An 11,842-nucleotide genomic window follows, 5' to 3' on the forward strand; every position below is an offset into this window, starting at 1 on the left:
TCGCCCTCCACCACCCCGACACTGGGCCGGACCTGCAGCCGAGCGGTACGGAGGTCGAGGTCCCAGCAGCGCAGAGCGAGCGCCTCGAGGCGACGCATCCCGGTGGCCGCCGGCATGAGCTCGCGAGCGCGTCCTCAGCGTCTGCCCGACCGAGGAACCGGGGCCCCTGGGGGTCGCCGTGTGACGCGGTCTGCCGGGTCGGATCACCACGGGTCGGCCACGGCGCTCCGTGCTGCCTCGCCGATCCCGTCGAGGGAACCGGTCGAGGGAACCGGGAGCCTCCGTCACGGCCCCCTATGCGGAGCCGCGCTGGAGGTGGTGAACGACCTCCTCGAGCTCGGCGGACGGCGACACGTCGAGGTACTCGCAGTCCTCGAGAGCCTCCGGCGCATGCCCGGGGGCCCAGTAGAAGGCCTGTCCCGCCTCGTAGGTCGAGTCACCGTCCTTGGTGTGCATGACCAGGCGACCGGAGATCATGTAGCCCCAGTGGGGGCAGGAGCAGAGGTCATCCGGAAGGCCGGCCAGACCCGACCGGAGGTCCGCCCCGGCCGGTAGGCGCACCCAGGCGATGTTGTTCTCACCGGCCCGGTCGGTCCGGAACTCCACACCTCCTCCCTCGATTGCCAGCGGCAGGTCCGTGCGGTCGAACGCGCGCATGGTGTCTCCTCGGTTCGAGTGGTCCGCGGGGCCGGATCAGGGCTCGATGTTCTGGTTCAGCCGGAACAGGTTCCCGGGGTCGTAACGCCGCTTCAGCTGCCGCAGGCGGTCGTAGTTGTTGCCGTAGTTGGCGCCGGCCCGTGACTGGTCGTCGGCCGAGGCGAAGTTGACGTAGCCACCCACTTCTGAGTGGGGGGCGATCGCCGCGTAGTAGTCGCGGACCCAGGCCGTGTTGCGCTCGTTGTCCGCCGGGTCCGGCCACATCCCCGCGATCACCGGCGCGAAGGACGCATCGCGGTGGCCGAACGCCGTGGCGTCCCCCGCCACGTCGTGGACGGCACCGTTGATCGGGTACAGGTGCACCGTCGAGTTGACGGTGGGCACCTGCGGCCCGTGCTCCATGTGCGCGGCGATCGCGTCGTCGGTGAGCTCCCTGACGAAGGCGGCCTTCCAGTAGTGCTGCAGCCCCGGCGGTACCAGGGCGTCGAACGCGCTGTTGAGCGCCGCGTACGGCATCTCCCCGATGTGCTCGGCCACCGGACGGGCCACCTGCCGGAAGCCGTCGAGCAGGCGCTCGCCCTCGGCCGGGTCGCCCGTCCAGCAGGACACCAGCGCCACGAACGGCTCCCCGACCCGGTTCTCCGGTACGAAGGGCAGCGGTGGCGCGATCTGGAAGGCGGGGAAGCCGCCGTACTCGCGCGGCGCCGTCCGGATGAACTCGCGGAAGTGGGTCAGGAGGGCCGTGCCGTCAGAGAGCTCGAAGAACATCGGACCGCCGTAGACCGTGGTCACCGGGTGCAGCCGGTAGGTGAACCGGGTGACGGCACCGAAGTTGCCGCCGCCACCGCGCAGTGCCCACAGCAGCTCGGGGTCTTCGGACTCACTCGCGACCACGACCGCCCCGTCGGCGGTCACCACCTCGGCGGACAGCAGGTTGTCGCAGGAGAGTCCGTAGCCGCGGCAGAGGTAGCCGATACCCCCGCCGAGCGTGAGGCCACCGATCCCGGTGGTGGAGATGATGCCACCGGTCGTCGCCAGGCCGTGAGCGGCGGTGACGTCGTTGAACCGGCCCCAGGTGGTGCCGCCCCCGGCGGTGGCCGTGCGGGTCTCGTCATCGACGTCCACCGCCTGCATGGCCGAGAGGTCCGCCACGAGCGCGTCGTCCGCGGTGCCGAAGCCCGGCACGCTGTGCCCGCCGCCGCGTACGGCCAGCGGGATCCCCGTCTCGGCGGCGTGCCGCACCACGGCCACGACGTCGGCCGTGTCCGCGCACCGGACCACCGCCGCCGGACGGGCGTCGATCATGGCGTTGTAGACGTGCCGGACGTCCTCGTAGTCCTCATCCCCCGGACGGACCAGGGGTCCTCGCACGCGATCGGCGAGGGCGTCGAACGCTGACATGACCATGGCTGCTCCTCGGATGGGTCGCGTTCTTCCGCTCGGGCGGGATGCGATCGACGGTAGGGACGTCGCGGCACCCGCACATGACCAGAAGTGCGCATCGACTCGCGGCCGCTCATGACCAGATCTGGTCATCGACGCGGCGGGCGTGCGCGGTCTAGCCTCGCTGTCGTGTCCGGCTGGGCACCACCGTCGCTGCCGGCGCGCTGGTCCTCACCGGCGCGTCCAGCCTTCGTCGGCCGGTGGTGCGAGCTGGCCACGTTCGAGGAGGTCTGGACCGCGGTCCTCGCCGGCAGCCGGCAGGTCGTCTTCGTCGGGGGCGAGCCCGGAGCAGGCAAGTCTCGCCTGGTCGCCGAGGTGTCCACCACCCTGCACCGGCACGGGGCCGCCGTGCTGGTGGGCACGTGCGCGGCGGAGTTCGGGCCGCCCTACCAGCCGTTCGGCGAGCCGCTCGCGGCACTGCTCGGCGCCCGGGGCGAGGCCAGGCAGGACGAGCGGCTGTCGCTCCTCGCGGGACGGAGCACAGTGGTGCATGCCGACGGTCCGTCGCACGAGCACCGCCGAGTACTGTACGACGCGGCGGTCGAGGCCCTGTGCGACGCAGCCGCCGACCGACCGCTCGTCCTCGTGCTGGAGGATCTCCACTGGGCCGGGGCGTCGTCGTTGCAGCTGCTCGCGCACCTCGTGGAACGCACCGCGGACGCGCCGATCCTCCTGCTGGCCACCCACCGCACCACGGCGCCGGACCGCTCGGCGGGGCTGGTTCGCACCATCGCCCAGCTGTTCCGGCTCGACGGCGTGCGACGGCTCGACCTCGCCGGCCTGGCGGCGGAGGACATCGCTCAGTACCTGGTCGTGGAGGGACACCTCTCCCCACGTGCCGCGCGCAGCGCGGCAACCGTGCTGCGGGACCAGACCGGTGGCAATCCGTTCTTCCTGCGCGAGCTGTGGCGGGACCACCTCGCGCGCGGCGGGGCGCGCCTGGCGGGAGGGAAGGCGCCGGCCTCGGTCCGGGACACGATCCTCAGCCGCCTGGAACGCCTGACGTCCCCCGGGCGACAGACCGTCGAGCTGGCCGCCGTCGTCGGGGAAGACGTCGATGTCGCCACCGTGCTCGCCGCGGCCGAGTGGAGTCGCGAGACCACCCTGGCCGGGCTGGACGAGGCCGTCGCGTTCGGTCTCATGGAGCTCGTACCGCCCTCGGACGACACGCTGCGGTTCCCGCACGCCCTGTGCCGGCAGGCGGTCCTCGACCTGATGCCGACCTCGCGTCGCCTCCACCTGCACGCCGGTGTGGCACAGGCGGTCGAGACCACCGTCCCGGATTCCGAGCGACGGACCCAGCGGCTGGCCTTCCACTACGCGCAGGCGCAGGCCCTCGGTCACGCCGCCGAGGCGCTGCGCTACCTGACCGACGCAGCCCGGGCGGCGGAGCGGAGTCTGGCCCACGAGGACGCGGCGGGGTGGTTCGAGCAGGCCGCTGGCCTCAGCGAGGACGACGCCGAGCGCAGTCGGCTGGTACTCGCTGCGGCGGGCAGCCACCTGCTCGCCGGCGACTTCGCGCGGGCCCGGGCAGTCGCCGAGCGAGTGGCGACCGACGCGGGATCCTCCGCTGAGCGGCTGGCCGGCGCGGTGGCGTACGAGGACGCGTCCTGGCGTCCGGGCCTCCCCGGGCACCGAGCGGTGGAGCTGCTCGTCGACGCCCTGGCGGGGATCGAGCCCGACCCGACCGACCCGCGCTACGTCCGGGGCCTGGCCAGCCTCGGCCGGGCGATGGCCTTCACCGGTGCCACCGCCGAGGCCGGCGCCCTCGGTCGTCGAGCGGTGAGGCTGGCGCGGGAGCAGGGGGACGACGACCTACTCGCCCACGCGCTCCAGGCCAGTCTGTGGAACGGCCTGCGCCCCAAGGACGCGCCGGACAAGCTGGCCCGCGCGGGAGAGCTGTCCCGGCTGGCCGACCGGACGGGCGCGCTGGGGCACCTGGGACCGGCGGCCTACTACCGCGGCGTCATCTCCTACCTGCAGGGCGAGCCCGTTGCCCTCGCACAGGCCCACGACGACCTCGTCCGGATGGCGCGGGCAACGGGCCAGACGTTCTTCGACTACATGGCCGGCTGCATCAGTTGCGCCCGGCAGTTCATGGCCGGGGACTTCGCCGCGGCGCACCGCACCTGCGGGGATCTGCTCGAGCTGGGCACGTCGTTCGGCAGCGACGACACCGAGGGCCCGTGCGCCGTGCAGAGCTACATGATCCGGCGGGAGAGCGGGGCGGTCGGCCAGGTCCGCCACCTCATCAGCGGTGAAGAACGGCCCGAGGAGCACTGGGCACCGGGTCTGCTCGCCCTCTACACCGAGCTCGGGCTGGCCGTGCCGGCGGCGCGGCTGCTCGCGTGGTTGTCCGAGGGCCGGCTGGCGGGCTACGAGGACTCGGCGCAATGGCCGTGCGTCCTGGTGTACGCGGTCGAGGCGGCCCTCTTCCTCGAGGACCGGGCTGCGGGACGGGCACTGCGCCCGCTGGTGGCCGAGTACGCCGGGACCAACCTCGTGGCCGGTCAGTTCGTCGCCGTGTTCGGCAGCGCCGACCGGTACCTCGGCGCCCTCGACTCACTGCTGGGCGAGCCGGCGGACGAGGAGCTGGCCTCGGCCGTTGAGATGGACACCCGCATGGGGTCCGCTGTGCACCTGGCCCACAGCCTCGCGGCGCAGGTGGTGCACGGTCGCCGGACGGGTGCCGACTCCAGGGTCATCGACGAGCTGGCCGGACGGGTCCGCGGGCTGGCGGAGCCCCTGGGACTCCAGCGCGTCCTGCGGATCCTCAGGGGGACGCGCGCGTCCGTGCCGGCACCCCGGCGGCCTGCGGGCCTGACGTTCCGCGAGACGGAGGTGCTCCGGCTGCTCGGGGAGGGTCTGCTCAACCGGGAGATCGCCGAGCGTCTGTTCATCAGCGAGAACACGGCCGCCAACCACGTACGCAGCATCCTGGTCAAGACCGGGTCGGGGAACCGTACCCAGGCGGCGGTGTTCGCCGCGGCTCACGGGCTGCTGGACCAGCAGCCACCCCTCAGAGCGGGGCCAGGGAACCGTCCGGCCGGATCGACGCGGTCATCTCGACGATGACGTCGGCGGGCAGCCCGGCGCGGGCGGCGGCACGGCGGATGGCCTCTGCGGAGGGCGCCTCGTACAGGCAGTAGGTCTTGCGCTTGTCGGCGGAGAGGAACGAGTAGAGCCACTGCACGCCTTCGTCGGCGTTGATCCGGTTGACCCCGTCCACGTGCTCGGCGCTGAGTTCCAGGTCGTCGGCGAATCGACGTTCGATCATGAAGACAGGCATCGGCCGGCCCTTCGACGGGCGTCCGACGGTACTCGGGCACGCCCACGATGGACCGACCGCACGCACGCATCCGGCGGGAGTCCGCCGCACACGGGCACCCCCGCAGTCCGCGACGAGCCACCGCGCACGACTCTCGGATCGGGAAGTTCCGTGTGCGTGCGGAGCCGGTCGCCTCTCGGACGCAGCAGACCCGAGGGAGCACCGGCCCGATGCTCGGCGCGGTCATCAGCGTCGGCAGGAACCGGTGCTCGGCTCCCTCGCGGCGCAGCGCGGCCTCGCAGTCGTCGATCTCGCCGTCCAGGACGTCGATCAGCGGCAGCGCGGCGGTCACGTCGCCGGCCCACGGCTCGGGCGGCCCCAGCCCCTCGAGCAGCCGCCGGCCGGCCACGCCGAACAGATCCGATACCGGACACGGGTGGCCAAAGGCCAGCAGGGTGGCGGGCCACCCGACGGCGTGGGCCTGTGCGACGACGGGTTCGGCTGGCGCGCCGCGGTCACCTGGCGGCAGCTGCACGACTACGGCTGGGGCCGTCACCTCACGAGTGTGCCGCCGGAGCGCGTCCGCCTTCGGGCGCGGTGAGGCGCTGCACTCCCGATGAATGCCCCGGGATGTCGACCGCCGCGGCGTCGGGAGTCCTCGTCGTCCACCCGCTCGATGACCACCGCCGCGGAGGGATGCCCTCGGCCGAGGTGGGCGGTCCGCTCGTTGTTGATCGCTGATTGGTCGCGGGCCCGGCCCCGCGACCGCGTCAGGCCGCTGACCTGCGGGGATGCTCCCCCGATTGGACTCGAACCAATAACCCTGCGAGTTGATCTTGACATCGTCGGCAGCGGTTGGTTGGCGACGAACCTGCAGTTCAGCGGCCGTCCATGGCATCGGCCGACGTTGGTCATCGTCGGGCATCGAGGGTGGTTTGTTGGTCGTAAGTTGGTCGCGTCATCGCGGGCTCCTTGAAGCACTGAACCGCTGACGATTCGCCCGTGTGGACTTGACGCACCGTTGAGGGAATCGAGCCGCCGGAGCAGGATTCGGACACCCCCTCCAGGAGGCAGCCATGAGTCGCAGACACCAGCTGCTTCGCTCCGCGATAGCAGCGGCCGCGACCGTCGCGGCCGGCCTGTTGACCCGGGCAATGACCAAGGCCGCGAGCGCTCCCTAGGACGAAACTGTCGGCCCTCCCGGGTCCTCGAGTAGTGACCCTGGCTGACCGACGGGCATGGTCCACGCCATAGGGCACCACCTCACGGGTGGAGGACGACTGGCGCTCCCTGCTGGGCGGGCTGCCGCTCGAGCAACGCCCCAAGGCCTCCGCGGTGTACGAGCCACTCCACACCTCCCGACTTACACCTTCAGCAGCGTCGAGTCGAGCCCCGGGCATGAGACGCTCATGCTGTCCTCGTGGCGAAAGCCATGACGACGACGATCGACTTCGCCGCCCTCGCTGCCGGTGCCACCGTGGCCACGACCGCCGAGTTCCCCACCGCGACGACGCCGCGCACCCAGGCCGCGGACCCCGCGCTGGTCAAGCTGGTCGAGCAGGCTCGGAAGGAGGCAAGCGCCGCGAGCTGCCTGGTCGGATCTCGACGCAGCCGTTCGAGGGCCGCAAGGGCGCCAGCGAGTACACGACGATCGCAGGCGCACTGCACAAGGCCGCTCGCCAGGTCGGCTGCAAGGTCCAGGTCCGGCGGTTCGACGCCGACGCGACCAGCGCGCGGGTCACCTTCCGCGTCGCGCCGTGAGGCTGGTCGCCTATCTGCGTGTGTCCACGAACGTCCAGGCCGAGCGAGGATTCGGCCTGGACATTCAGGACGCGCAGGTTCGCCAGTGGGCGCAGGCCAACCACCACGAGATCGCGGCCGTGTGCAGGGACAAGGGCGTCTCGGGCACCACGGACGCGGTCGATCGGCCCGGCCTGGCGTGCGCCCTGGCGGGGATCCCTGGCGATGCTGACGCGGTCGTCGTCGCCAGGCTAGATCGGCTGGCGCGCAGCCTGACCATCCAGGACGCGATCTTGGCGGCGGTCTGGCGCGACGGCGGCCAGGTCGTCGCGGCGGACCAGGGCGAGGTCATGCGTGATGATCCAGATGACCCCATGCGGACGGCCATGCGTCAGATGGCCGGCGTCTTCGCGGAGCTGGATCGCAACATGATCACCAAGCGGCTGCGTGACGGTCGACGCGCCAAGGCTGCACAGGGCGGCAAGGCCGTCGGGCGCTATCCGTTCGGCTGGTCCAAGGACGGCGAGGTCGTGCGCGAGCAGCGCGTGCTCGTGGCCATGCGCGACCTCCGCCGAGACGGGCTGCGCTGGCAGGACGTCGCCGAACGGCTCAACGCCGGCGGCGCCGCCTACCGGCCCCGCAACGCCGACGCGTGGACGGCCGCCGGGCTGGCGAAGGTCGGTCGTCGGGCTGGCATCGGTTGAGCCCACCCGTCAGGACGGCGAGCGCCCGTCCAGGCCAGCGACGACGCCGACTGCGAACGAACACACAGTCGGCGTTGCCGTCCCGCTCCCAGGCCATTGCAGCCGGTGATGCGAGAGCCGCCGAACTTGGGTAAAGCGTGCATCACCCACCGATGCCGACGCACGGACTGGCGACGACCAGCGCGCCCCGTTCCGGATGGGAGAGACACGTATGCCGACGGTCAGGGGCGTGCGCACCCCCTACTGCCTAACGTCGGGGCCAGGGCTGGTGGGTTGGGCTTTGAGTCCCTCAGGTCCTGCCCCATTCATAATGGAGCCTGACCCGGTTCTCCGGACACGTCAGGTTGGGTGATCATGCCGCGGTGAGTGCGGCGGTGTGAAGCTCCTCAAACTGCACGGGACTGAGTTAGCCGAGTGCGGAATGGCGTCGGCGGGGGTTGTAGAAGGCCTCGATCCACTCAAAGATCGCCGACCCGAGATCGGCCCGGGTGTCCCAGCGCTGCCGGTCGAGCAGCTCGCGCTGCATGGTCGACCAGAACGACTCCATCAAGCCGTTGTCGATGCTGGAGGCGACCCGCCCCATCGACCCGAGCAGCCCGGCGGCACGCAGCCGGTGGCCGAAGATCCAGGACGTGTACTGACTGCCGCGGTCGCTGTGAACCACGGCGCCGGCTGGTGGCCGGCGGCGCCAGCGGGCCATCTCCAGGGCGTCGACGACCAGCTCTGAGCGCATGTGGTCGGCGATCGACCAGCCCACGACGACCCGGCTGAACACGTCGAGCACCGCGGCGCAGTAGACCTTGCCTTCGCCGGTGGGGTGCTCGGTGATGTCGGTGACCCACAGCCGATCCGGGCCCTCGGCGACGAACCGCCGCTGCACCAGATCGGCGTGCACGGCCGGCGCCGGGCCAGCGCGGCGGTGTCTGCGTCGAGCACAGACGCCGGCCAGGCCAGCGGTGCGCATCAGCCGGGCCACCCGTTTGCGCCCGCACGCCAGCCCGAGCCCCAGCCGCAGCTCGGCGTGCACTCTCGGGGCCCCGTAGGTGCCGCGGGAGGCCTGATGCACCTCGGTGATCGTGACGGTCAGTTGTTCGTCGACGACCTGGCGAGCGCCGGGAGCCCGGCCGCGCCACTCATAGAAGCCCGATCGCGACACCCGCAGCACCCGGCAGGCCACCGCGACGTCGATACCGTCAGCGGCGAGCTCGTGGACCAGCCGGTAGATCATTTTGGGCCGGGAAAGGCCTCCCGGGCGAAGTAGGCACTGGCTCGCTTAAGGATCTCGATCTCCATCGCCTGCACCCGGTTCTCCCGGCGCAGCCGCACCAGTTCGGCCCGCTCATCGGTGGACAGCCCCTCGGCGCGGCCTGAGTCGATGTCGTCCTGCTTGAGCCACCGCCGCAAGCACGACTCCGCGATCCCCAGGTCGTGGGCGATCTCGGCGATCGACTTCTCCCGCCGGCGGGCCAACTCCACCGCCCGGCGGCGAAACTCCGGCGGCTTGGCTGCAGGCATCCAGGACTCCTCTCCAAGGCGATCCTCGCCCCAGATCAGGTGTCCGGAAAACCGGGTCAGGCTCCTAATCGAGTTTTCGCAGGCGCTCCCACAACCTTCGTGCTCGCTCCGGGTCGTAATTCTTCGTCGTCAGTCCTTCCAGTTGTGGCGGGTGTCCGTGTTGCGCTCCTGGTGGTCGCCCCGGTCGCCGTCACCGAACCAGTCGCACAGGTCGACCAGGCGGGGTGCCCTCACGTCGGCGGTCTCGGACACGGCCAGGCCGGTCTCGGTGTCGATGACCAGGTCGAAGTAGACGACACCGTGCTCGAAGTACGCCAGGTCGGGAATGCCGGCCGCTTCGAACGCGGCGGCGTCCACCGGCCCGAGCGCGGGGTACGGGTACAGGATCGACGGCCCGTGGTACCACGCGTCGTACTCGGACGCGTCGGCGGAGATGATCTCGTGGTACGGCCCGGAGACGTCGAGCTCATCGATGGTCTCGCCGGTGTCGGCGCGCGTCAGGTCGATGGTGTAGTCGCCGCGCATCTTGAACAGCGTCGAGCCGTCGCCTCGCGTGGTCTGGCGCCCCACGCGTTCGCGTACGTCGCCGCTCGTGATCGTGACGGTCGTGCCGCACGCCTCGACCTCGACGGCGGCATCGTAGAAGTCGGGGCGCAGTTCTTCGATCGGTACCCATGGGCCACTGCTCTCGGGCGTGTCGTCGTGCGCCAGAGCCGGTGATGCCGTGAGGCTCAGACCGGCGCCTGCGACGATGACCAGGCTGCCGCGTACGAAACGGTTCATGGGGGGCTCCTCGCTGAGAGGTGTCAACCTGCAGTTGTTGGTGGTTTGACCTGCGCAGGGCCCTGATGAGCCTCCCCCTGACCCCGGGCAGGACTGTGAATTGCGCCACAGCGCATGTCCAGGGTCTTGCAGCGGATATTCAGGTCACCGTCGTCGTCGACCCGCCAGTCGTCACGACCCGCAGGCGGCCATTCACGGGGTCAGTGCGGCTGGTCCGCGCCATGAAGCGGCCGGAATGATCCAACTTCGCCTCTTGGCTTGAGGCCATCGCGGCGCTCTGGGATCACGAAGACCCACCCGCTGGTGGCGTTCTCGACTCAATCAGTAGCACGTCGGGGGAGCCAGCGGCACCAGCGGGTAGGACTTGAGGTGCTCAGACGTAGAACAGGTTGTTGTCCGGGTTCCCGTCCGCCAGGTTGCGCTTCGTGCACTCCTCCCACGGCACGTCGTAGGACACGTGGATCTCCGAGTAACCACCATTCGAGTAGGAACACGACTCGTCCGGCCCCCATGCGGGCACGTAGGCCACCGACGACGAGCTCGATGAGCTGACGGTCGTCGGCTGGTTGCCCTTCTGGGTGTAGGTCGTACGCGTCGTGGTCGTTCGGTCGATGTAATAAACGGCTCTGTAGGACTCGCCGTACCCGTCACCGTCCGTATCCACGACCGGTGACCAGTCGAGGAATGGAAGTCCCCCCATCCTTCTCACGCACGGTCGTGCTGCTCTGCACCGTGCAGGTGCGCGTGCCCCTGCTCTCGGTGTACGTGCCACCCTGCGCGGCGCACCACTCGGGCGAGAGGCGGTCGGGCTTTGGCGGCGGAGCCGCCTGTGCCGGGGTTGCGCCGGACAGGACGATGCCGACGCCCACCGCTGCGGCGGCACCGATGGTGCATGCAAGGCTGGTCTTCATCGGTTCCCACCACCCGCGATGTTGTCGATCGCGTTGAAGCTCCCGCGGTTCTGAAACAGCAGACAGAGCGTCCGGTCGCCGTTCTTGTCGAGCCTGTCGAGCGTCTCCTCCCGGACCTGGATCAGGAACTCCTCGGACGTGCCCGGCTCGAAGAGCGAACGGATGATTTCGAGCTGCTCGTTCTCGTCGGCGGCGGAGAACGGAGCGGGGCACGCTCCGACGGGTGGCGCCGCGGACGCGATCGGCGCAGCGACTAGCACGAGACCGGCGCTCACCGCGGCAGCTGCGGCGAGTTGAGTAAGGCGGTTCATGGCGATCAGTCCTTCCAGTCATGGTGGTAGCGACGCGACAGGTGGCCCGAGACCGTAGCGAAAAAGTCGGAGCTTGTGGCGCAATGGCGTCGGGCGAGTTCGGCTAGAGCGTTTCGCTCGAAGGTTTGGATCAAGATTCATTACTCGACGTGTATAGGAGATGTCATGGCGCGACGCATTCCGCGTATAGTTTGCGCAGAGCGACGGCCCGGCGCCTATCTGCGAGGGCAGCAGCGGTGACTCCGACGGCGCGACCTGGCGCCGTGGCGGCCCTCCCGATGTGCGAGTCGATCACCACCGTGATGACGCACCGGAGCGCCACCCATGGACCGGATCAGGACACTGCTCGGCCGCGTCACCGAGCTCAGCGATGACGAGCTTTAAGAAGACGTTGCATTAGTTCGTCGGGAGTCGTCGGGCACAGATCAGGGTGACGGCCAGGCGGGCCAGCGCGGTGATCGTCACGGCGGTGCGGTCGTAGCGCAGCGCCAGGCGTTTGTAGGACAGCAG

At 70.5% G+C, this 11,842-nt stretch carries 12 protein-coding genes and 1 pseudogene; 3 read left to right on the forward strand and 10 right to left on the reverse strand.

Going from position 1 to position 11,842, the window contains the following annotated elements; genetic code table 11:
• Positions 1-294: 294 nt before the first annotated feature.
• Both ACI79O_RS12370 and ACI79O_RS12375 read right to left on the reverse strand, forming a co-directional pair.
• Entirely contained in the window at positions 295-657 is a 363-nt protein-coding gene (locus ACI79O_RS12370; RefSeq protein WP_456888955.1) for a hypothetical protein, read from the reverse strand.
• 36 nt (positions 658-693) lie between these two features.
• A complete protein-coding gene (locus ACI79O_RS12375) occupies positions 694-2,064 on the reverse strand; it encodes an FAD-binding oxidoreductase (protein WP_456914280.1) in 1,371 nt (456 codons plus the stop codon).
• A 165-nt stretch (positions 2,065-2,229) separates the two neighbouring features.
• Between ACI79O_RS12375 and ACI79O_RS12380 the strand changes: the two genes are divergently transcribed.
• On the forward strand, positions 2,230-5,175 hold the full coding sequence (locus ACI79O_RS12380; protein WP_456914281.1) for an ATP-binding protein: 2,946 nt from the start codon (positions 2,230-2,232) through the stop codon (positions 5,173-5,175).
• Here the strand turns inward: ACI79O_RS12380 and ACI79O_RS12385 are convergent.
• Entirely contained in the window at positions 5,120-5,389 is a 270-nt protein-coding gene (locus ACI79O_RS12385) for a DUF4242 domain-containing protein (RefSeq protein ID WP_456914282.1), read from the reverse strand. The two genes, ACI79O_RS12380 and ACI79O_RS12385, sit on opposite strands and share 56 nt — an antisense overlap.
• Before the next feature lie 244 nt (positions 5,390-5,633).
• Here ACI79O_RS12385 and ACI79O_RS12390 point away from each other — a divergent pair, with 244 nt between their 5' ends.
• Positions 5,634-5,969, forward strand: coding sequence for a hypothetical protein (locus ACI79O_RS12390; RefSeq protein ID WP_456914283.1), 336 nt, complete (start codon positions 5,634-5,636; stop codon positions 5,967-5,969).
• 806 nt (positions 5,970-6,775) lie between these two features.
• On the opposite strand, the gene ACI79O_RS12395 is transcribed toward ACI79O_RS12390, so the two are convergent.
• Positions 6,776-6,916, reverse strand: a complete 141-nt coding sequence (locus tag ACI79O_RS12395) for a hypothetical protein (protein ID WP_456888962.1) — start codon at positions 6,914-6,916, stop codon at positions 6,776-6,778.
• A 209-nt stretch (positions 6,917-7,125) separates the two neighbouring features.
• On the opposite strand from ACI79O_RS12395, the gene ACI79O_RS12400 reads away from it, so the two are divergent.
• Positions 7,126-7,812 carry a recombinase family protein gene (locus ACI79O_RS12400; protein WP_456914284.1) on the forward strand — a complete coding sequence of 229 codons (687 nt, stop codon included), beginning with the start codon at positions 7,126-7,128 and terminating at the stop codon, positions 7,810-7,812.
• A 406-nt stretch (positions 7,813-8,218) separates the two neighbouring features.
• Here ACI79O_RS12400 and ACI79O_RS12405 read toward each other — a convergent pair whose 3' ends face one another.
• From ACI79O_RS12405 to ACI79O_RS12430, 6 genes and pseudogenes are all read right to left on the reverse strand, one after another.
• A complete protein-coding gene (locus ACI79O_RS12405) occupies positions 8,219-9,040 on the reverse strand; it encodes an IS3 family transposase (protein WP_456914285.1) in 822 nt (273 codons plus the stop codon).
• The gene (locus ACI79O_RS12410) at positions 9,037-9,327 is read right to left on the reverse strand and encodes a transposase (RefSeq protein WP_456914286.1); all 291 of its coding nucleotides are present in this window, start codon (positions 9,325-9,327) and stop codon (positions 9,037-9,039) included. The genes ACI79O_RS12405 and ACI79O_RS12410 overlap by 4 nt, the downstream gene beginning before the upstream one ends.
• 129 nt (positions 9,328-9,456) lie before the next feature.
• Positions 9,457-10,110 (reverse strand): hypothetical protein, encoded by a 654-nt coding sequence (locus ACI79O_RS12415; protein ID WP_456888968.1) that lies wholly within the window; start codon positions 10,108-10,110, stop codon positions 9,457-9,459.
• Positions 10,111-10,483: 373 nt separating this feature from the next.
• Entirely contained in the window at positions 10,484-10,630 is a 147-nt protein-coding gene (locus ACI79O_RS12420) for a hypothetical protein (RefSeq protein WP_456888971.1), read from the reverse strand.
• 387 nt (positions 10,631-11,017) lie between these two features.
• Positions 11,018-11,332: a hypothetical protein gene (locus ACI79O_RS12425; RefSeq protein ID WP_456914287.1), complete on the reverse strand. Its 315-nt coding sequence runs from the start codon at positions 11,330-11,332 to the stop codon at positions 11,018-11,020.
• 396 nt (positions 11,333-11,728) lie between these two features.
• Positions 11,729-11,842 (reverse strand): annotated as a pseudogene (locus ACI79O_RS12430) (IS5/IS1182 family transposase); the annotation flags it as partial.

Source organism: Geodermatophilus sp. SYSU D00696, from assembly GCF_054050235.1.

Coding starts and splice junctions, on each gene's coding strand:
- ACI79O_RS12375 (WP_456914280.1), bottom strand. CDS start 2,064: ATGGTCATGTCAGCGTTCGACGCCCTCGCCGATCGCGTGCGAGGACCC.
- ACI79O_RS12425 (WP_456914287.1), bottom strand. CDS start 11,332: ATGAACCGCCTTACTCAACTCGCCGCAGCTGCCGCGGTGAGCGCCGGT.
- ACI79O_RS12405 (WP_456914285.1), bottom strand. CDS start 9,040: ATGATCTACCGGCTGGTCCACGAGCTCGCCGCTGACGGTATCGACGTC.
- ACI79O_RS12370 (WP_456888955.1), bottom strand. CDS start 657: ATGCGCGCGTTCGACCGCACGGACCTGCCGCTGGCAATCGAGGGAGGA.
- ACI79O_RS12385 (WP_456914282.1), bottom strand. CDS start 5,389: ATGCCTGTCTTCATGATCGAACGTCGATTCGCCGACGACCTGGAACTC.
- ACI79O_RS12415 (WP_456888968.1), bottom strand. CDS start 10,110: ATGAACCGTTTCGTACGCGGCAGCCTGGTCATCGTCGCAGGCGCCGGT.
- ACI79O_RS12410 (WP_456914286.1), bottom strand. CDS start 9,327: ATGCCTGCAGCCAAGCCGCCGGAGTTTCGCCGCCGGGCGGTGGAGTTG.